The following is a 20,152-nucleotide window of genomic DNA, read 5'->3' on the forward strand; positions in this document are numbered from 1 at the left end:
CGCCGCTCCTCAGTGCCAGTGGCCGTTTTCCAGTCTCTGCAACTGTTCACTGAGTTGGTTGCGCACTTCGCGGATCTTGCGCTCGTCCTGGGTGTCCAGCACTTGCTGGAATTGCCCGGCCCAATAGCCGATCTGTTCGCGCAATTCCCCAAGGCTTTCCTGATACAGACGTTCCAGGCGGGCGCTGAGCAGGGTGTTCACCTGCTGGTCGCGGGGATGAACCTTGAGTTGCTCCAGGGCCTTGAGCCGCTCCTGGATTTCTTCCGGGGTCAGCACCCCGGGGTTGTTCTCGATCACCAGGGAACGGCTCTCACCGGTCAGGGGAATGCTCACCTGGGCTTCCAGCAGGCCGTTGATGTCGTAGGTGAAGCGCACGTCCAGCGAGACTTCACCGGCCGGGCGCTTGGGCACCTGCATTTCCAGCTGGCCGAGGGCGACGTTGTCGCGCACCAGGCGGCTCTCGCCCTGGAAAATCTTCAGCAGCACCTGCTCCTGGTTGTCGTGCAAGGTTTGCACGGTCTTGACCCGGCTCACCGGCACCACGCTGTTGCGCTCTATGATCGGCAGGTAATGCCCGCCCTCGATCTGGTTGCCGTACTGCTGGGAGGTTTCGATGCCCAGGGTGTAGGAGCAGACGTCGGTCAGGACCACTTCTTCCAGGGCCGCGGAGCGTGCCTTGAGGGCGGCCTGGACCGCCGCGCCCTGGGCCACCACTTCGTCGGGGTCGAGGCTGATGGACGGAAAACGCCCGAACAATCCGGCCGCCAGCTTGCGTACCAGGGGCATGCGGGTTGCGCCGCCCACCAGGAGGATTTCATCCAGGTCGCTGACGCGGATTCGCGCATCGCGCAGGGCCCGCTCGATGGGGGCCCGCAGGCGTTCCAGCAGGGGCGTGTAGAGGTTGGCCAACTGCGCCTGGGTGATGGTCTGGGTCCAGTGCCGGCCGTCGACGCGCAGGCTGAACTCGGCGCTGGGTTCCTGGCCCAGGGCACGGCGTACCCGTTCGGCTTCCCGGCGCAGGGCCTGGAGCACGCTCTGGCGCTCGGGAAAGTCCGCCGCCTGGCCTTGCTGTTCGATGAAGTGCTCCAGCAGCAGGCTGTCGAAATCTTCGCCGCCGAGGAAGTTGTCACCGGCGCTGGCGCGGACTTCCATGACCCCGTCGAACAGCTCCAGGATCGACACGTCGAAGGTGCCGCCACCGAGGTCGAAGACCAGGAACGAGGTTTCCTTGTCGCGCTGGTGCAGGCCGTAGGCCAGGGCCGCGGCAGTGGGTTCGTTGATCAGCTTTTCCACCTTGAGCCCGGCCAGCTCGCCGGCGATCCGCGTGGCCTTGCGCTGGGCGTCGCTGAAGTAGGCCGGCACGCTGATCACCGCCTCTTCCACCGGCTCGCCGTAGGTGCGCTCGACATCCTCCTTGAGGCTCTTGAGCACCAGGGCCGAGAGTTCTTCCGGGCGGAACAGACGATCCCCCAGACGCACTTCGGTGGCGCTGCCCATGTAGCGCTTGAACAATGCGGTGGTCAGTTGCGGATGGGTGTGCAGGCGTTCCCGGGCGGCCTGGCCCACCAGCACCCGGCCCTCATCGTCCAGGCCCACCACGCTGGGGGTCAGGAGCTGGCCCAGGGCGTTGGGCACCAGCTCACTGGCGGTGTCGCGCCAGACCGCCACCAGGCTGTTGGTGGTCCCCAGGTCGATGCCTACGATCATGACGACGAACTCCCTTTCCAATCGGAAAACTGATGAAACAAATAGGTGGCGCGCAGGATATTACCCGTCGGGTGGATGGGTAAAGTGCGTGATATCACATAGCTATTATTGGCGCCGGTGCCGCAGAGCCGAAGCGGATCTTGAGCTTCGGTTCTGCGGTGGCTGGCGGGCCTGTTGCGGGCCCCGCCGGGGTCAGACGCTGAAGTGCAGGGCGTTGGTCAGATCGCCCATGGGCTTCTGGCCCCGGGCAATCATGGCCTCATCACGCTCCTTGATGCCGTCCAGGGTTTCCAGCTGGAACACCCGGGTGATCAGCCGCAGGATCGAGGCCGTGTCATACACCGTGTGATCCACCGTGCCTTTGCGGGCGAACGGCGACACCACCAGCGCCGGAATCCGCGTGCCCGGGCCCCAGCGATCACCCTGGGGCGGCGCCACGTGGTCCCACCAGCCGCCGTTTTCGTCGACGGTGACGATCACCACCATGTTTTTCCATTGCGGGCTTTCCCGCAGCACTTTCAGAGCCCGGTCGATATGCCGGTCGCCGGCGGCTACGTCGGCATAGCCGGCGTGCAGGTTGAGGTTGCCCTGGGGTTTGTAGAAGGTCACCGCCGGTAGCTTGCCGGCCTCGGCGTCGGCGAAGAACTTGTTGGTGCTCGACTCGTCCCCCAGGCCGCCGTCGCGCAGGCGCTTGGCACGCTCGGCCGGATTCTCCGGGCCCTGGCGCACAAAGTAGTTGAACGGCTGGTGGTGGTACTGGAAGTTGGGGATCTTGGGAATCCCGCCGGAATCCTTGAACTGCTCCAGAGTGGCCTGCCAGGCACCGCCGTACCAGGCCCAGTCGACGTTCTTCTTCGACAGCTTGTCGCCGATGTGTTCGTGGGTCTGGGGCACCAGCACGCTGGGCAGATCGGGCTTGGCGTAGTCCGGGCGCTCCGGGTCGCGGATCCAGGTCGGCCAGTAGGGCGGGGCCATGGTATTGACCGCGTAACCGTCCGGGGTCAGGGCGCTGGGGCCGAACTGCGGCGCACCGTCCATGGCACTGGCCGGGGACTTGTCCAGGGGCTTGAGGCGCGTGCCCTTGGGGTCGTCGCCCTGCAAGGTAGCGATCTGCGACTTGGCCACCGAGTTGGCCGCGTCGGGGTAGAACGGCACCTTGGCGCTGATCAGGTATTGGTGGTTGAGGAAGGAGCCGCCGAAGGCGCCCTGGAAGAAGTTGTCACAAAGCACGAACTCTCGCGCCACATCCCACAGGCGCAGGGAGTAACGGGTCTGGGCGTAGTGACCCATGGTCAGGGCACCGGAGTCGGCCCAGGCCACGAAGCCATCGTTCTTGCCGCCGTTGATCTGCATCTGGTTCTGGTAGAACACGTGCCACAGGTCGCGGGTCACCAGGCCCAGGGGCAGGTCCTCGCCGCTGGGGCCTTTGAGGGCGAACGGCGCATTGGGCAGGTTTTCCTGGAACTGGGTTTCCACCGGGTAGGTGATGCCGTCCAGGGTCTGTGGCCCCACTTGCAGGATGCCGCCCCAAATGGGTGGCAGTTTCGACAGCAGGCTGCCATCGCGGTCCCGTTGCTGGAACGCTTCGGGCTTGAGGGCCGACAGCGGTTTTTCCACGCCGGGGAAGTTGGCGAACAGGTTGTTGAAGCTGCGGTTCTCGGCGAACAGCACCACCACGTTCTTCACCTGATCGCGCAGCGCCTTGTCCAGCTCAGTGGGGGAGAGCGGACGTGCATCCGGTTTGCCAGCGGGTTCGCCGGGCTTGCTGCAGGCGCTCAGGGTGGCGCCGACTCCAAGAACGGCAACGCCGCCAAGGAAGCGGCGGCGGCTGGTGTCGGTGGGTTGGTCGGCGTTGGTTTCGGGGGTGTCGCGCTGGTCGGTATCGTCGCTCATGTCGGCTCCTTGCACGTCGATCTGGAAATTCGTTACAAACTATTTCGGTGGCACGGTAACAACCGAATATGACGCAAAGACTACAGGAATGCTTCAGGAGTCCACTGCGATGGCCTCTGAAAAGTCTGAAATCCGCGTCGAAGAAGACTTATCCACAGGCCCGCTCCGTCTTGGCGGAGCGGGCTCGGCAAGCCTTCAGGGGATCACGGGCGGCAAGTAGGCCAAGGTGGTGCCCAGGGCCCAGAGCAGGACCAGCACCAGAGGGGTGTGCACCAGCAACTGGACGAAGGAGAAACCGATCAGGTCCCGGGCCTTCAAGCCCAGTACTCCCAGCAGCGGCAGCATGTAGAAGGGGTTGATCAGGTTCGGCAAGGCCTCGGCGGCGTTGTAGATCTGCACGGCCCAACCCAGGTGGTATTGCAGGTCATTGGCCACCTGCATCACATAAGGCGCTTCGATGATCCACTTGCCGCCGCCCGACGGAATGAAGAAGCCCAGCACCGCCGAGTACAGGCCCATCAGCAGGGCATAGGTGTCGTGGGAAGCGATCTGCACGAAGAAGGTCGAGATGTGGTGGGCCAGGGTCTGGCCGTCCACGCCCTTGACCACCGTCATCAGCGCGGCGATGGAACCGTATAGCGGAAACTGGATCAGCACCCCGGTGGTGGTGGGCACCGCCCGGGCCACGGCATCGAGGAAGCTGCGCGGGCGCCAGTGCAGCAGGGCGCCGGCCATCAGGAACAGGAAGTTGTAGGTGTTGAGCCCGGAGATCGCGGTGATCGCCGGTTTGGTGGCGAACTCGTGATACAGCCAGCCGGCGGCCAGCAGCGCCAGGAGAATGGTCAGCAACGGGCTGTACTCCAGCCACTCGCCGGGGCGGGTCCGCGGTTGCGGCTTGGGCATGCTGAAGCTCGGGTCGACCCCGCAGGCCTGGGCATCCCGGGCACTGTTGGGCCCCGGGGCGGTGGCGTAGGCGACGATCAGCGAGACGACGATCAGGGCCAGCAGCAACACTCCCGACTGCCAGAGAAAGATGGTTTGGGTGAAAGGAATCACCCCGGTGATGGCCAGGATCGACGGCGGCAGGCTGCCGGGGTTGGCCTGCAACTGCGCGGCCGAGGACGACAGCCCCAGGGCCCAGACAGCGCCCAGGCCGAGGTAGGCGGCCGCCCCAGCGGCGCGGTAATCCATGCGCAGTTCGGTGCGTCGGGCCAGGGCTCGTACCAGCAGGCCGCCGAACACCAGGGACAGGCCCCAGTTGAGCAGGGACGCGACCATGGAAATCAGCGCCACCCAGGCCACCGCTGAGCGGCCGTTCTTGGGGATGCGCGCCAGCTTGTCGATCAGCTTCACCGCTGGCGGCGAGCTGGCCACCACATAGCCGCCGATGACCACGAAGGCCATTTGCATGGTGAAGGGAATCAGGCTCCAGAAGCCGTCACCGAAGGCCCTGGCGGCATCGGTGGGCTTGGCGCCCATGGCCAGGGTGGCCAGGGTGACGATGATCACCGCCAGTGCGGCGAACACCCAGGAATCGGGAAACCAGCGTTCAGCCCAGTTCGAACAGCGCAGGGCAAAGCGGGCGGAGCGGCTATCTTGAATATCAGCGGCCACGTCAGTACCTCGGATTTCTTATGTTTATAAGGAAGACGGCCGCCCCAGGCTGAGGCGGCCGAGAACTGTGCAAGAATGCGGCAATTGCCACGGACTGCAAAGGACTCAAAGCCGATGTCATTTTCCCCCGAAGAACGCGCCGCACTGCTCAAGGTCAAGGGTGTCGGGCCCACAGTGGTGGGGCGCCTGGAGCAACTGGGGATCATTTCCCTGAGCCAGTTGGCCGCCGCCGATGCCCTGGACATCGTCACCCAGGCCTCGGCCCTGGTGGGCTCCAGCTGCTGGAAAAACAGCCCCCAGGCCCGCGCCGCGATCCAGGCCGCCATCGCCATGGCCAAGGGCTCGTCTATAGCCCGGGTCGCCAACGACTGATGGTTGTTCCTCGGGACGATTGCATAGACCATGTGCAGCCTTGCTGATTGCCACCCTCCGAGTTGCTTTTATGACCCCTTCCACTGAGTCGTCGCCGGCGCGCTTTTCCCGCGCCGACTACAAGACCCTGGGCCTGGCCGCCCTGGGCGGCGCCCTGGAAATCTACGATTTCATCATCTTCGTATTTTTCGCCCTGACCCTGAGCCAGCTGTTCTTCCCTCCGGAAATGCCCGAATGGCTGCGCCTGCTGCAAAGCTTCGGGATCTTCGTCACCGGCTACCTGGCCCGGCCCCTGGGGGGCATTCTCATGGCCCACTTCGCCGACCGGCTGGGGCGCAAGAAGGTCTTCAGCCTGAGCATCCTGATGATGGCGCTGCCTTGCCTGCTGATCGGCATCATGCCCACCTATGCCCAGATCGGTTACTTCGCGCCCTTGCTGCTGTTGGCGCTGCGCGTGCTGCAAGGCGCCGCCGTGGGGGGCGAAGTGCCCAGTGCCTGGGTATTTGTCGCCGAGCACGCGCCACGGGCCCATCGCGGTTATGCCCTGGGCTTCCTCCAGGCCGGCCTGACCTTCGGCTACCTGTTGGGCGCGCTGACCGCGACCCTGCTGGCGCGGGTCTTCAGCCCCGAGGAAATCCTCGATCACGCCTGGCGCTACCCCTTCCTGCTGGGCGGGGTGTTTGGCGTGATCGGCGTTTGGCTGCGCCGTTGGCTGAGTGAAACCCCGGTGTTCGTGGCCCTGCAGAACCAACGCGACAGCGCGGGCGAATTGCCCCTGCGCACCGTGCTGCGCGAGCACCGGCTGGCGATCCTGCCGGCGCTGATCCTCACCTGCGTGCTGACCTCGGCGGTGGTGGTGTTCGTGGTCATCACCCCGACCATGATGCAGAAGAGCTTCGGCATGAGCGCCAGCCATACCTTTGCTCTGAGTAGCCTGGGCATCGTTTTCCTCAACATCGGCTGCATCCTGGCCGGGCTGATCGTCGACCGCCTCGGCGCCTGGCGCACGGTGATGCTCTACAGCCTGCTGCTGCCCCTGGGCATCGCTGTGCTCTATGGCTGCCTGATCAGCGGCGGTGAGTGGATCGGCCTGGCCTACGCCATCGCCGGCCTGGGCTGCGGGGTGGTGGGGGCGGTGCCATCGGTGATGGTCAGCCTGTTTCCACCGCGGATTCGCGTCTCGGGCATTTCCTTCACCTACAACATCGCCTATGCCCTCTGGGCCAGCACCACGCCGTTGTTGCTGATTGCCCTGATGCCCTGGAGCCCATGGATCTGCGTGATCTATTGCGCGGTGATGGGGGCGGTGGGGGTGGCCAGTGCCGGCTACTTTGGTGGGCGCGTGGGCGAGGCTCGGCACGCATCGGCGCAACCTGATGGGGGCTACTGATCAGCTTCGCGAATTTTCTTCAGCGGGTGCGATTATTTGGGTAGCAGTTGGTCCAGGTAGCGGGTGCGCTCGTTGCTCAGGCGGGTCACGCAGCGGTTGATCAGGGTGACGTGGGCCGGCTTGCCCGGTTCCACTTCGAAGGCCTCCAGCACGCAGCTGCTGTCGCGGTATTTGATCCAGGCACGCTGGGCATTCTTCAATTTGCCGAGGTATTCCTGTTCTTGCAGCAGGCTGCTGGGATACAGGTTGTGGACCCGCACTAGCAGTGCCTGATAGCTCTGGTTGAGCGCAGCGTCGGCGCGATCCTTGTCCTGCCGGGCGCAGCGATCGATCTGTTCGCTGACGCTGATGTGCTCGCAGTCCAGTGCTGCGGCCTGGGCAGGCGCCCAGCCAGCGGTGCTGGCGAGTACGGCGATGACAAGGCCAAAGATCCAAGGCTGATGAGGCATGTCGGTCCCTTGCGCTGAGAATGGAGCAGGCATTCTACAGAGCTGTTGCCAGGGAGAGCATGTAAGGCGTGCCGGACGGGATCGAGATCGAGCAACTGGAGCCGGCGGGGCATCAGCAGATGCATGAGCAAAAAGGTGGTCTGGCCGGCGAGGCGATCGTGCGGCTCAGTCGCGCTCTTCGAGTACGTAGCCCACGCCCCGCAGGGTGTGGATCAGTTTGCGCTCGAAAGGGTCGTCGATCTTCGCTCGCAAGCGACGGATCGAGACTTCCACCACGTTGGTGTCGCAATCGAAGTTCATGTCCCAGACAAAGGAGATGATCTGGGTCCGGGACAGCACTACGCCGCTCTGACGCATCAGCAGGTGCAGCAGGGCGAATTCCTTGGTGGTCAGGTCGATGCGTTGTTTACCGCGAAAGGCCCGGTGCCGGCCCTGGTCCAGTTCCAGGTCGGCGACCCTGAGTACGTCGGGCACCGCTGCCTGTTCGCTGCGGCGCATCAGGGTGCGGACCCGGGCCAGCAGTTCGGGGAACTCGAACGGCTTGACCAGGTAGTCATCGGCCCCCAGGTCCAGCCCCCGGATCTTGTCCGCCAGCCGTCCCTGGGCCGTGAGCATCATTACCCGGGTGTTGCTGTCCTGGCGGATCTGGCACAGCACGCCCCAGCCGTCGATCTGCGGCAGGTTGACGTCCAGGATCACCAGGTCGTAGGCGTGCTGGCGGGTCAGGTGCAGGCCATCTGCGCCGGTATTGGCACAATCCACCACATATCCACTTTCAGTCAGTCCCTGATGCAGGTAGTCGGCAGTTTTAAGTTCGTCTTCGATAACCAGGATACGCATGCTGATGAGGTTCTCGGCGATAAGGGGCAGTAAAAGAAAGTTGCTGTAAATGACGGGATTAATAATTTAAAAGTGCACTTTCATGCAGGCAGCTTGAGACGCCTTTAACTTTGTTTGGAGCGTTTTAAAGTAAGTCTGGCATTGTCTTTGGATGGCGGAATGTTAATACAGAACGTTGATGCAGAACCTTTGCTAACGGATTTGTAATCTTTGCGCCACCCTGCTGATAAGCAGCGAAAGTTACCCTTGGTCGATATTGAAACTCTCCCAGTCAATGGGCGAACTGTTGCAGTTCCATATCGGCCAGGGCGCTGTTGAATAACCACCGATATGTTCCGCTGCACTTTCGCAGAAACGTTGCCTCTATAGGGGCCGGAACCTGTTATGCCGACTTTCCCGAGAACACTTCCCCGGGCAGCCTGGCGCTGCTCTGCGGCGCTGCTGCTGGCGCTGCTGGCGCAGTCTCCGAGTGCTGCCGAGCCACCCGCGCTGAGCCTGGATAGCGCCTTGGCCAATGCCTTTGCCAACAACCCCGAACTGGCCGCCGCACGCTGGGAGATCGAGATCGCCCAGGGCGCTCGCCAACAGGCCGGGCTGATGCCCAACCCGGTGCTGTCGGTGGATGCCGAGGACACCCGCAGGGATACCCGCACCACCTCGGTCAAACTCAGCCAGGCGCTGGAACTGGGAGGCAAGCGCGGCGCTCGGGTGGAACTGGCCAGCCGCGGCCAGGCGCTGGCGGCCCTGGAACTGGAGCGACGGGGCAACCAGCTGCGGGCCGATGTCCTGGAGGCTTTCTACGCCGCCCTGCGGGCCCAGGAGCGCACGCAACTGGCCGGGCGTTCCCTGGCCCTGGCCGAGCGCGGTGTCACGGTGGCCCAGGGGCGGGTCAATGCCGGCAAGGCCTCGCCGGTCGAGGCCACCCGGGCCCAGGTGCAGTTGGCAGAAGTTCGCCTGGAACTCAATCGTGGCCAGATGGAGCAGGACAATGCCTATCGGCAGTTGGCCAGGATCACAGGCGCTGCCACCACGAACTTTGCCGCCGTGCAGGAGCCCTCGCTGGCGGTGGTCACTCCGCCGGCTTCGGCGCAATTGTTGAATCGGTTGCAGGAGACCGCGGAGCTGCGTCTGGCGGAGCAGGAGATTGTCCAGCGCGAGGCGTCCCTGGGCCTGGAAAAAGCCCAGCGCATTCCCGACCTCGACGTCAGCGTAGGCAGTCAGTACGACGCCAGTGCCCGCGAGCGGGTGAACCTGGTGGGCCTGTCGATGCCGCTGCCGCTGTTCAACCGCAACCAGGGCAATGTGCTGTCTGCCGCCCGGCGCGCCGATCAGGCCCGGGACCTGCGCAACGCCACCGAGCTGCGCCTGCGCAGCGAAACCCGCCAGGCCCTGGAGCAGTGGAGCACCGCCAGGGGCGAGGTGCAGTCGTTCAACCAGATCATCCTGCCCGCGGCCCAGCGCGCAGTGGACAGTGCCACCCGGGGCTTCGAGATGGGCAAGTTCAGCTTCCTCGAAGTACTGGATGCCCAGCGCACCTTGATCAGCGCTCGCAGCCAGTACCTTGCCGCCGTGGCGCAAACCACCGATGCCTGGGTGCGGATCGAACGCATCTACGGCGACCTCAGCCGTTGGTGAAAGCCTGGTTGAGGGGCCTCGCGTGCCTGGCCGCCCTGCTGGTCAGCGATTGCAGCGGTGCACCGCTGGCGCCGCCGGATGAGCCGCCCCGGCACTGGTGCGTCCATGAATGGCACCGGGCTCTCGACGAACTTTTCTTTCCGCCTACCTCGTAAGGCGCTTCTCGCGCTGCCGAACATCGATTGTCAGGAGCACCCATGGATAAAAAACGCAGCCTTGTCATGGCCATTTCAGCGGTGGTCGGCCTGGGAGCGGCGGCCTTGCTGCTGCCGGACCTGTTCGCTACCCCCGCCCGCACCCAGGCACCTGCAGTGGCAGAGCCGGCCGGGCATGGCGAAGACGAACCTGAAGGGCATCTGGAGCTCAGCCCCGAGCAGATCCAGGCGGCCGGTATCGAGCTGGCCGAGGCCGGGCCCCGGCGCCTCAACCGCCTGCTCAGCCTGCCGGGGGAAATCCGCTTTGACGAGGATCGCACCTCCCACATCGTGCCGCGGGCTGCCGGCGTGGTGGAGTCGGTGCAGGTCAATCTCGGTCAGGCGGTCAAGCGCGGCGAACTGCTGGCGGTCATTGCCAGCCAGCAGGTGTCTGACCTGCGCAGTGAATTGGCGGCTGCCGGGCGGCGGGTGGAACTGGCCCGTACCACTTTCGAGCGTGAACGCCAGTTGTGGGTCGACCAGATCTCCGCCGAGCAGGATTACCTGCTGGCGCGGCAGACCCTGCAAGAAGCGCAAATCGCCCTCGACAACGCCCGGCAGAAGATGAATGCCCTGAGTGGCAGTGCGCAGTTGGTGGGGGGCAATCGCTATGAAATGCGCGCGCCGTTCGATGGCGTGGTGGTGGAGAAACACCTCAGCGTCGGCGAAGTGGTGGGCGAAACCAGCGCCGCTTTCACCCTGTCGGACCTGTCCCGGGTCTGGGCCACCTTCGGGGTGTTTCCCAAGGACCTGGACAAAGTCCGGGTCGGTCAGGCGGTGCATGTCAGCTCCAGTGAGCTGGGGACCCAGGTCCAGGGCCAGGTGGCCTACGTCGGCAACTTGCTGGGGGAGCAGACCCGGACCGCCACCGTGCGGGTGACCCTGGCCAACCCCGATGACGCCTGGCGCCCGGGGCTGTTCGTCTCGGTGCAAGTGGCCACCGAGGCCTTCGAAGCGCCGGTCAGCGTGCCGCAGACGGCGATCCAGACCGTGGAAGACCGGCCTTCGGTGTTTGTCCGGGTGGCCGAGGGCTTCCAGGCCACGCCGGTGGTCACCGGGGCCACTCAGGACGGTTTCGTCGAGATCCGCGAAGGCCTGGCCGCCGGTGCCCGGGTCGCCACCCGTGGCAGCTTCACCCTCAAGTCCGAGCTGGGCAAAGGCTCGGCCGACCATGGCCATTGATCGGTCACAGCACAGAGTGATTTCCCATGTTTGAGCGCCTCATTCAATTCGCCATCGAGCAGCGCATCATCGTCCTGTTGGCGGTGCTGCTGATGGCCGGGGTCGGCATCGCCAGCTACCAGAAGCTGCCGATCGACGCGGTCCCCGATATCACCAACGTCCAGGTGCAGATCAACTCCGCAGCGCCAGGGTTTTCGCCGCTGGAAACCGAGCAGCGCATCACCTTTCCCATCGAGACCGCCATGGCCGGCTTGCCGGGGTTGCAGCAGACCCGCTCGCTGTCGCGCTCGGGCCTGTCCCAGGTGACGGTGATCTTCAAGGACGGCACCGACCTGTTCTTCGCCCGGCAACTGGTCAACGAGCGCCTGCAAGTGGCTCGTGAGCAATTGCCTGAAGGCGTGGAGGCGGTGATGGGGCCGATCTCCACCGGGCTGGGGGAAATCTTCCTCTGGACCGTGGAGGCCGAGGACGGTGCCCGCAAGGAAGATGGCACGCCCTACACCCCCACCGACTTGCGGGTGATCCAGGACTGGATCATCAAGCCGCAGTTGCGCAACGTGCAGGGCGTGGCGGAGATCAACACCATCGGCGGCTTCGCCAAGGAGTACCAGATCGCTCCGGACCCCAAGCGCCTGGCGGCCTACAAGCTGACCCTCAATGATCTGGTGACGGCCCTGGAGCGCAACAACGCCAACGTCGGCGCCGGCTACATCGAGCGCAGCGGCGAGCAGTTGCTGATCCGTGCGCCGGGGCAACTGGCGTCCATCGAGGACATCGCCAACATCGTCATCAGCAGCAGCGACGGCACGCCGATCCGCGTGCGCAATGTCGCCCAGGTGCAGATCGGCCGCGAACTGCGTACGGGCGCGGCCACCGAGAACGGCCGGGAAGTGGTGTTGGGGACGGTGTTCATGCTGATCGGCGAGAACAGCCGCAGCGTGTCCCAGGCTGTGGCGAAAAAGCTCGAAGAGATCAACCGCTCGCTGCCCGAAGGGGTGGTGGCGGTCACGGTGTACGACCGCACCAATCTGGTGGAAAAAGCCATCGCCACGGTGAAGAAGAACCTCTTCGAAGGCGCGTTGCTGGTGATCGTGATTCTGTTCCTGTTCCTGGGCAACATCCGCGCCGCGCTGATCACTGCCCTGGTGATTCCACTGTCGATGCTGTTCACCTTCACCGGCATGTTCAGCAACAAGGTCAGCGCCAACCTGATGAGCCTCGGCGCCCTGGACTTCGGCATCATCGTCGACGGCGCGGTGGTGATTGTGGAGAACGCCATCCGCCGCCTGGCCCATGCCCAGCAGCACCACGGCCGCATGTTGACTCGCTCCGAACGCCTGCATGAAGTCTTTGCCGCGGCCAAGGAGGCCCGGCGTGCGCTGATCTTCGGCCAGTTGATCATCATGGTGGTGTACCTGCCGATCTTCGCCCTGACCGGGGTGGCCGGGAAGATGTTCCACCCCATGGCCTTCACCGTGGTCATGGCCCTGCTGGGGGCGATGATCCTCTCGGTGACCTTCGTCCCGGCGGCCATTGCGCTGTTCGTCACCGGCAAGGTCAAGGAAGAGGAAAACCTGCTGGTGCGCAGCGCCAAGCGTGGCTACGCGCCGGTGCTGGACTGGGTCATGGGCCATCGTGCGACGACCTTCGCGGCGGCCGCGGCGATCCTGCTGGGCAGCGGTGTGCTGGCCAGCCGCATGGGCAGTGAATTCATTCCCAGCCTCAGCGAAGGCGACTTCGCCCAACAGGCTCTGCGGGTGCCCGGCACCAGCCTCACGCAGTCGGTGGACATGCAGCAGCGCCTGGAGAAAACCCTGCTGGCGCAGGTGCCGGAGATCGAGCGGGTGTTTGCCCGCACCGGCACCGCGGAGATCGCCTCGGACCCGATGCCGCCGAATATTTCCGACAGTTACGTGATGCTCAAGCCCAAGGCGCAATGGCCGGACCCGGGCAAGTCCCGGGAGGCATTGATTGCCGATATCCAGCGCGCCAGCGCCCTGGTGCCGGGTAGCGCCTATGAACTGTCGCAGCCGATCCAACTGCGTTTCAACGAGCTGATTTCCGGGGTGCGCAGCGATGTGGCGGTCAAGGTGTTCGGTGACGACATGACCGTGCTGAACAAGACCGCCAATGAAATCGCCACGGCCCTGCAGGGCTTGTCCGGTGCCTCGGAAGTCAAGGTCGAGCAGACCTCCGGCCTGCCGGTGCTGACCATCAATATCGACCGCGACAAGGCGGCGCGATTCGGCCTGAATGTGGGCGATGTGCAAGACACCATTGCGGTGGCCGTGGGCGGGCGCCAGGCCGGCACCCTGTATGAAGGCGACCGGCGCTTCGACATGGTGGTGCGTCTCTCGGACCAACTGCGTACCGACATTGACGGCCTGTCGCGGCTGCTGATCCCGATCCCGGCGACCGCGGGCACGGCCAACGGGCAGATCGGTTTTATCGCCCTGTCGGAAGTGGCCAGCCTCGATCTGGTGTTGGGCCCCAATCAGGTCAGCCGCGAGAACGGCAAGCGCCTGGTGATCGTCAGCGCCAACGTTCGCGGGCGGGATATCGGTTCATTTGTCGAGCAAGCCACGGCGTTGATTGGCGAGAAGGTCAAGGTCCCGGCGGGGTACTGGACCACCTGGGGCGGCCAGTTCGAGCAATTGCAGGAGGCGTCCCAGCGCCTGCAAGTGGTGGTGCCGGTGGCGCTGCTGCTGGTGTTCGGGTTGTTGTTCATGATGTTCAACAACCTCAAGGACGGCCTGCTGGTGTTCACCGGCATTCCCTTTGCCCTGACCGGCGGGATCATGGCCCTGTGGTTGCGGGATATTCCGCTGTCGATCTCGGCGGGGGTGGGGTTTATTGCACTTTCCGGTGTCGCTGTACTCAACGGCCTGGTGATGATTGCCTTTATCCGTAACCTGCGCGAGGAAGGGCGCCCCTTGTCCACGGCCATTCACGAAGGCGCCCTGACCCGTTTGCGTCCGGTGCTGATGACCGCGCTGGTGGCGTCCCTGGGGTTTATCCCCATGGCCCTGGCCACCGGCACCGGCGCCGAAGTGCAACGGCCCCTGGCGACCGTGGTGATTGGCGGCATCCTGTCGTCCACCATCCTCACCTTGCTGGTTCTGCCGGCGCTGTACCAATGGGCGCACCGCAAGGAAGAGGACTAGCGCCTGTCGCCGCTGCCGCAGGCTGTGAGCGGGCTGGGCGGCACTCCGTTGAAGGGACGCGGCGTTCTTGAGGCCGCTGCGGGTTTGGCGGGAGATCGTCAGGCAAGGTCCTGCGGACCTTTTCGCAGCTTCGCCGTGGCTCAGCAGCGGCTACAGGGCCAGTGCCGATCGGGGATTTGTGTAGCCGCTGCCGCAGGCTGCGAACGGCACGAAGGGCCGCGGCGTTCTTGAGGCCGCTGCGGGTTCGGCGGGGGATCGTCAGGCAAGGTCCTGCGGACCTTTGCGCAGCTTCGCGGGCTCAGCAGCGGCTACAGGGCGGGTGGGTTAGAGCCAGGCGGCATCCCACAGGGGATAGTCGCCTACGCGCTGGACCAGTCCCGCTCGAACCGGGTTGTAGATGATGTAGTGGGCAAGCGCCTTGAGGTCTGCTTCGCGACGGATGGCCCGTTCGTAATACCCTTTTTGCCACAGTCGATCACGCTGGTTCAGGCGCTGGTTGATGTTGCGCCCGCTTCGTGACTTGAGCCGGCACAAGGACTCTTCCAGCGAGCATTTCTGCAGTTGGAACAACCAGTGAATGTGATCAGGCATGACCACCCAGGCCAGGGAGTGGATGAGTCCCGCTTCGTGTTGGGCCCTGATTTGTTCGACCACCAGCCGCCCCAGGTAGAAGTCGCTGAACATCGGGCGTCGCTGTTCGGTCACGGCGGTTATCGCGTAGATTCTACCGATCTGTGTGTGTCGTCCTTTGAGCAGGCGATAACCATTGGATCGGAATTGCATTACCCGGCTCTCCCTGTGCTGGAATGATCCCTTCACGCTAGTCCTGGCTCGGCCTGTTAACAGATGTATCTCGTTAACACCTGTGTCTCTTTTGCATCCCTGTAGCCGCTGCTGAGCCAAGGCGAAGCTGCGCAAAGGTCCGCAGGACCTTCAGCGCGGTAAAGAACGGCGCCTCCTGCGCAGGTGTTCGCAGCCTGCGGCAGCGGCTGAAAAAGCCCAGCATGGCCGGTAATTCTCGGGCAAAAAAAAGCGCCCCATGCGGGACGCTAAAAATTCATCTCTTTCCAAAGGAGCATCAAAAAAACGCTTCAAGAGATGAATGTGCTCGGTAGGCCATCGCCGTTAAATATCTTCCTCGGTCGTAGCGGATGCGCCAGCGTCGCGAGGGGAAGTGCCGGTGCCAGCCGCGGCTGTTTGCTGACTGGCGTTGCCGTGAATCTGTTCCTGGCTGGCGAGGAAGGTGTCGCGGACCTGCTGTGGGCGTTCGCTGCCATCAGATGCCCAGACGGCGGAGCCGGTAGTGGCCAGAAGGCCGATCAACAATAGTCGGGTGGGACCCATGGTGTTTCTCCTGACAAGCTCGCCGGCCGGGTGGAATCACGGCGGATTCGGGTGTGTTCAGGAGTATATGGAGGCCAACCTAACGAGAAGGTGAGGCCGATATTACAGTTCTGAAAGCCATGCGTCTGTGAAGAAGTTTTAACACCGGGCAGGCGTCAACCTGCCCGGCCAGGTACATCAGAGCAGGGCCAGGGGGTACTCGACGATCAGTCGGAATTCTTCCAGGTCGGACTCGAACTGACTGGAGCGGATGGTCGCCTGGCGGATGCGCAGGGACAGGTCCTTGAGCGTGCCGCCCTGGAACACGTACTTGGCTTCGATGTCCCGCTCCCAGCGACGCTGATCGGTCAGCGGATCACCCGCTGCGTCGCGGCGCATGTACACCGAGTTGGCGTGGCTGTAGTCGGCGTCGCTGCCGCGCGCGTAGCGGGTCATGAACGACAGACCGGGGATGCCGAAGGTCTGCATGTCGAGGTCGTAGCGGACCATCCACGAACGCTCCTTGGGCGAGTTGAAGTCACTGTACTGGATCGAGTTGTCGAGGAAGATCGAGTCCGACTGGCGCAGGTAGTCGAAGTCGTCGTTGCCGTTGTTGCGCTGGTGCGACAGGGCCAGGGTGTGGGCGCCATAGGTGGCGCCGACCTTGGCGCTCCAGATGTTGTTGTCGAACTCGCCCAGCAGTTTCTTGCCCTCGTCCACAGCCTTGTAATAGTTGAAACCGCTGAACAGGGTCAGGTCGTCGGACACTGGGTAGTTCACCGCCGTGCCGAAGTAGTACTGATCCCAGGCGTCTTTCAGGCGGCTGCTGTAGAGGCTGAAACTGAGGTTGGGGTTGAACTTGTAGTCGCCACCGAAGTAGCCGACCCAGGGCGAGTCGACCTTGCCCGCGTAGAAGGTGGCGAAGCCGTCGCGCATGCCGCTGCTGTCGGGCTGGCTCATGGCGTGCAGGCGCCCGCCCTGCAGGTTGAGACCGTCGAGGCTGGTGTTTTCCAGGGTCACCCCGCGAAAGCTTTCCGGCAGCAGGCGCGAGTCGCCGTAATGCACCACCGGCGTCTTGGGGAACACGTCGCCGACTTTCACCACGGTGTCCAGGGCTCGCAGTTTCACCGCGCCGCCGGCCTTGCCATAGCCGTCGGCGGGCTCGTTGTCGTGGTTCACCGGCAGCATGCCGAAGGAGCCACGGCCGCCGCTGCGCCCGCTGCCGGAGTCGAGCTTGAGGCCGTACATGGCAAAGGCATCGATGCCGAAGCCGACCGTGCCCTGGGTGAAGCCGGACTCGAACTTGCCGATCAGGCCCTGGGCCCAGGCTTCGGAGTAACCGTTGCCGGTGGGGCTGGACTGGCCCTTGCGATCATCGCGGTTGAAGTAGTAGTTGCGCAGCAACAGGTCGAGGCGGCTGCCTTCGACAAAGCCTTCGGGTCGTTCCTCGGCGGTTACCGCCGCCACGGGACACAGCCCCAGTACCGCGGCAAGCACGGACAGGGACAGAGGGTGATTGATTCGCATGGGGTCGCTCCTGAGTGTTGGCAACTATCAACTTTTATATCGCCAGAGGCGTTCTTATTGGGGGGACTGACCGGCGCAGAAGCGCCCTGAAAGTCGCTGTCGATAGTTGCAAACAGTCGATAACGGCGAGGTGACCCGGTGATTACAATTGTGCAAGAAAGGACGCTGGTAGCGCTCGGCCAAAGCCTCTGAAACCCCCATGAACAGGGGCGATGGCAATGGGGGGGAAGTTGCCTTAAGGGGCATTACAGATAAGTAATGTGCCCGCGATCATTCTGACAGGGTCGGTTCCTTATCCTCGCTGGAGTCAACTGGACGAGGAAACTGTCATGAAGCTGTTCAACTTGAGTATCGCCGCGTTGCTGCTGTCCATTTCTGCCCTGGCCCTGGCCGAGGGCGGTGGTGATCGCACCTTTACCCGCGCCATGCTGGAGAACCAGAAGGCCATGGAGCGCTATGCCGCAAGCCAGGGCAAACCGGCCCCGGTGGTGCAGAGCTACCGCTATGGCATGGCGCTGGATATCGCCAGGGTGGTCAATGTGACGCCTGCGGCCAAGTCCTGCGAGGTGGTGCCCTCGCGCATGACTTATGAAGACTCCGCCGGTCAGCTCAAGACCATCGAATATCAGGTGGTGGGTCAGTGCCGCAACAACGGCAGCTGACTCCGGTGTCGTGCCCTCAGGCGTCGCCTGGCTCGGGGTGCAGGGCAACGATCATGTCGACTTCCACCGAGGCGTTTTTCGGCAACTGATAGACCCCCAGCGAAGTGCGTGTGTGCACGCCGGCCTCGGCAAACACTGAATACAGGATCTCTGAGGCGCCATCCGCCACTTCGCTCTGCTGGGTGAAGTCCGCCGCGCTCTGCACATAGACGTTGATTCGCAGAATGCGCTTGATCCGCTGCAGGTCGCCGAGCATCTGTTCCAGGATCGCCAGGGCTCGCAGGGTACAAATCTGTGCCCCGTGCCGAGCCTGCTCCAGGGACGTCTCGGCACCCACCCGGCCGACCACCATCACCGTGTTGTCGATGCGCGGGATCTGCCCGCTGACATAGACCTCATCACCGTTACGCACCGCCGGCACATAGTTGCCGCCAATGCGCATCTCGCCTTCGAAACTGTGGCCGATCCGGGCTGCCGCCTGCTGGAAAAGTGCCTTGCGTGTTGCGTCCATAGTCCAACTCCGTCGATCGCCGTGGAATTTCCAGAAGCCGACTATACGCGCTCCAACGCGGCGATGAATCTTCGGCGAAAGCCCCGTATCGACGGGCTTTGCCTGCCGTTGAAATTTTTTGGTCGGACAAGTCGCAGTTGCTATTAAGAAAATACTTTCAGGGCCGATGTTAGGCCCAAAGCAGCCCATTTTTTCAGTCCCCCGTCCCCGGTGCATCCTCATGTTCAATAAACGCTTGAAGCAAGAGTTGTCGGCGCTTCGTGAAGAACTCTCGAGCCTTCAGCAAGTGAAGGAAAGTCTTGAAAGCGAGATGCTCGTGATCAATTTGAGCGCCGATGGACGGATTCAATCGGTCAACCACAACTTCGCCCAGGAAATGCTCTACAAGGGAGGCGATCTGGTGGGCCGTGCCCTGGAGGACATCGTCCCGGAACACGTCAAGCACGACGAGTTCCATCAGCGCTTCAAGGCGACCCTGGCCCGGGGCGAGCATTTTGCCGGGGCGGTGCGCTTGTTGCGGGGCAACGGTGAGGAAGCCTGGCTGCGCGCCATTTCCCAGCCGATTCGCGACTCAGAGGGCCGGATCAAGTACTTCGCGATCTTTTCCAGCGACCTGACCCGCACCATCGAGGCCTCCCGCGAGCACGAGAACCTGATCGGCGCGCTGATGCGTTCCACCGCGCTGATCGAGTTCGATCTCAATGGCCATGTGCTGACCGCCAATGACCGTTTCCTGGCCGGGATGGGTTACAGCCTTGCGCAGATCAAGGGCAAGCATCACCGCATGTTCTGTGAGCCGGAGGAGTACAACAGCGCGGCCTACCAGGCGTTCTGGAGACGCCTGAATGCCGGGGAATTCATCGCTGAACGCTTCAAGCGGATCGATGCCCACGGCCGGGTGGTCTGGCTGGAGGCGTCCTACAACCCGGTGCTGGACGCCAACAACAAGCTCTACAAGGTGGTGAAGTTCGCCACGGTGATCACCGATCAGGTGAATCAGGAAATGGCCGTGGCCGAAGCGGCGAACATTGCCTACAGCACCTCGTTGCAGACCGACAACAGCGCCCAGCGCGGCACCACGGTGGTCACCGAGGCGGTGAACGTCATGCGTGATCTGGCCAAACACATGCAGGAGGCCGGCGAAGGTATCGGCGCCCTGAACGAGCAATCCCTGGTGATTGGCAGCATCGTCAAGACCATCAGCGGCATTGCCGAGCAGACCAACCTGCTGGCGCTCAATGCGGCGATCGAGGCAGCCCGTGCCGGTGAGCAGGGACGGGGTTTTGCCGTGGTCGCCGATGAGGTCCGGCAACTGGCCTCGCGTACCAGCAAGGCCACCGAAGAAATCGTCGGCGTGGTCCGGCAGAACCAGGACATGGCCCGTGAAGCCGTGGAGTTGATGGCCGAAGGCAAGCTGCAGGCCGAGCAGGGCCTGGCCCTGGCCGCAGAAGCCGGCACGGTGATCGTCGAGATCCAGGACGGCGCACAGAAAGTGGTGAGCGCGGTGGGTCAGTTCGCCAATCAACTGTCGACCTGAGTCGTGGGGCCCCGGTGACGGGGCACCGCTCATCCTCTCGGCACGGCGTTCGCCGGCCCCGATGGTCTTGAGGAAATTTCCGAAGAGGTCTTAAGAATATTCTGAAACGCTGCGCACGGCTTGGAGAAAGGTCACGCAGCGCCGATGGCAAG

General features: G+C 63.7%; 15 protein-coding genes and 2 pseudogenes. 8 read left to right on the forward strand and 9 right to left on the reverse strand.

The genetic code is table 11. The features are described from left to right. Positions 1-9: 9 nt before the first annotated feature. From PQT43_RS20960 to PQT43_RS20970, 3 genes are all read right to left on the reverse strand, one after another. Entirely contained in the window at positions 10-1,707 is a 1,698-nt protein-coding gene (locus PQT43_RS20960) for a molecular chaperone HscC (protein WP_123393920.1), read from the reverse strand. A gap of 192 nt (positions 1,708-1,899) precedes the next feature. Then, a complete protein-coding gene (locus PQT43_RS20965) occupies positions 1,900-3,600 on the reverse strand; it encodes an acid phosphatase (RefSeq protein ID WP_102880976.1) in 1,701 nt (566 codons plus the stop codon). Positions 3,601-3,795: 195 nt separating this feature from the next. Next, the gene (locus tag PQT43_RS20970; protein ID WP_102880975.1) at positions 3,796-5,214 is read right to left on the reverse strand and encodes a short-chain fatty acid transporter; all 1,419 of its coding nucleotides are present in this window, start codon (positions 5,212-5,214) and stop codon (positions 3,796-3,798) included. A gap of 114 nt (positions 5,215-5,328) precedes the next feature. Between PQT43_RS20970 and PQT43_RS20975 the strand changes: the two genes are divergently transcribed. Both PQT43_RS20975 and PQT43_RS20980 read left to right on the forward strand, forming a co-directional pair. Beyond that, positions 5,329-5,586, forward strand: a complete 258-nt coding sequence (locus PQT43_RS20975) for a Pathogenicity locus (RefSeq protein ID WP_102880974.1) — start codon at positions 5,329-5,331, stop codon at positions 5,584-5,586. Positions 5,587-5,656: 70 nt separating this feature from the next. Beyond that, positions 5,657-6,976: an MFS transporter gene (locus tag PQT43_RS20980; RefSeq protein ID WP_102880973.1), complete on the forward strand. Its 1,320-nt coding sequence runs from the start codon at positions 5,657-5,659 to the stop codon at positions 6,974-6,976. Positions 6,977-7,008: 32 nt separating this feature from the next. On the opposite strand, the gene PQT43_RS20985 is transcribed toward PQT43_RS20980, so the two are convergent. Together PQT43_RS20985 and PQT43_RS20990 are read right to left on the reverse strand one after the other, a co-directional pair. After that, positions 7,009-7,425, reverse strand: coding sequence for a lysozyme inhibitor LprI family protein (locus tag PQT43_RS20985; protein ID WP_102880972.1), 417 nt, complete (start codon positions 7,423-7,425; stop codon positions 7,009-7,011). A gap of 165 nt (positions 7,426-7,590) precedes the next feature. Then, complete coding sequence (locus tag PQT43_RS20990; RefSeq protein ID WP_102860200.1) at positions 7,591-8,265, reverse strand: heavy metal response regulator transcription factor; 675 nt, start codon at positions 8,263-8,265, stop codon at positions 7,591-7,593. A 384-nt stretch (positions 8,266-8,649) separates the two neighbouring features. Here PQT43_RS20990 and PQT43_RS20995 point away from each other — a divergent pair, with 384 nt between their 5' ends. The 3 genes from PQT43_RS20995 to PQT43_RS21005 all read left to right on the forward strand — a co-directional run bounded on the left by PQT43_RS20995 (position 8,650) and on the right by PQT43_RS21005 (position 14,440). Next, positions 8,650-9,900: a TolC family protein gene (locus tag PQT43_RS20995; protein ID WP_110596299.1), complete on the forward strand. Its 1,251-nt coding sequence runs from the start codon at positions 8,650-8,652 to the stop codon at positions 9,898-9,900. Positions 9,901-10,097: 197 nt separating this feature from the next. Further along, on the forward strand, positions 10,098-11,276 hold the full coding sequence (locus tag PQT43_RS21000; RefSeq protein ID WP_110652197.1) for an efflux RND transporter periplasmic adaptor subunit: 1,179 nt from the start codon (positions 10,098-10,100) through the stop codon (positions 11,274-11,276). A 26-nt stretch (positions 11,277-11,302) separates the two neighbouring features. Beyond that, the gene (locus PQT43_RS21005) at positions 11,303-14,440 is read left to right on the forward strand and encodes a CusA/CzcA family heavy metal efflux RND transporter (RefSeq protein WP_272754534.1); all 3,138 of its coding nucleotides are present in this window, start codon (positions 11,303-11,305) and stop codon (positions 14,438-14,440) included. 324 nt (positions 14,441-14,764) lie between these two features. On the opposite strand, the gene PQT43_RS21010 is transcribed toward PQT43_RS21005, so the two are convergent. From PQT43_RS21010 to PQT43_RS21020, 3 genes are all read right to left on the reverse strand, one after another. Further along, complete coding sequence (locus PQT43_RS21010) at positions 14,765-15,223, reverse strand: REP-associated tyrosine transposase (RefSeq protein ID WP_272754535.1); 459 nt, start codon at positions 15,221-15,223, stop codon at positions 14,765-14,767. Positions 15,224-15,565: 342 nt separating this feature from the next. Then, a complete protein-coding gene (locus PQT43_RS21015) occupies positions 15,566-15,784 on the reverse strand; it encodes a hypothetical protein (RefSeq protein ID WP_272754536.1) in 219 nt (72 codons plus the stop codon). Between the two features lie 177 nt (positions 15,785-15,961). Then, the gene (locus tag PQT43_RS21020) at positions 15,962-17,290 is read right to left on the reverse strand and encodes an OprD family porin (protein ID WP_267268913.1); all 1,329 of its coding nucleotides are present in this window, start codon (positions 17,288-17,290) and stop codon (positions 15,962-15,964) included. Positions 17,291-17,619: 329 nt separating this feature from the next. Between PQT43_RS21020 and PQT43_RS21025 the strand changes: the two genes are divergently transcribed. Next, positions 17,620-17,952 (forward strand): DUF2790 domain-containing protein, encoded by a 333-nt coding sequence (locus PQT43_RS21025; protein ID WP_102860207.1) that lies wholly within the window; start codon positions 17,620-17,622, stop codon positions 17,950-17,952. A 16-nt stretch (positions 17,953-17,968) separates the two neighbouring features. Here PQT43_RS21025 and PQT43_RS21030 read toward each other — a convergent pair whose 3' ends face one another. Further along, positions 17,969-18,463 (reverse strand): RidA family protein, encoded by a 495-nt coding sequence (locus PQT43_RS21030; RefSeq protein ID WP_102860208.1) that lies wholly within the window; start codon positions 18,461-18,463, stop codon positions 17,969-17,971. Between the two features lie 310 nt (positions 18,464-18,773). Between PQT43_RS21030 and PQT43_RS31490 the strand changes: the two are divergent. Continuing rightward, positions 18,774-19,406 (forward strand): annotated as a pseudogene (locus tag PQT43_RS31490) (PAS domain-containing protein); the annotation flags it as partial. A gap of 162 nt (positions 19,407-19,568) precedes the next feature. Beyond that, positions 19,569-20,000 (forward strand): annotated as a pseudogene (locus PQT43_RS31495) (methyl-accepting chemotaxis protein); the annotation flags it as partial. Positions 20,001-20,152 lie beyond the last annotated feature (152 nt).

Origin of the sequence: Pseudomonas sp. BLCC-B112, assembly GCF_028550695.1 — a bacterium.
In the GTDB taxonomy this organism is placed as follows: domain Bacteria; phylum Pseudomonadota; class Gammaproteobacteria; order Pseudomonadales; family Pseudomonadaceae; genus Aquipseudomonas; species Aquipseudomonas danubii.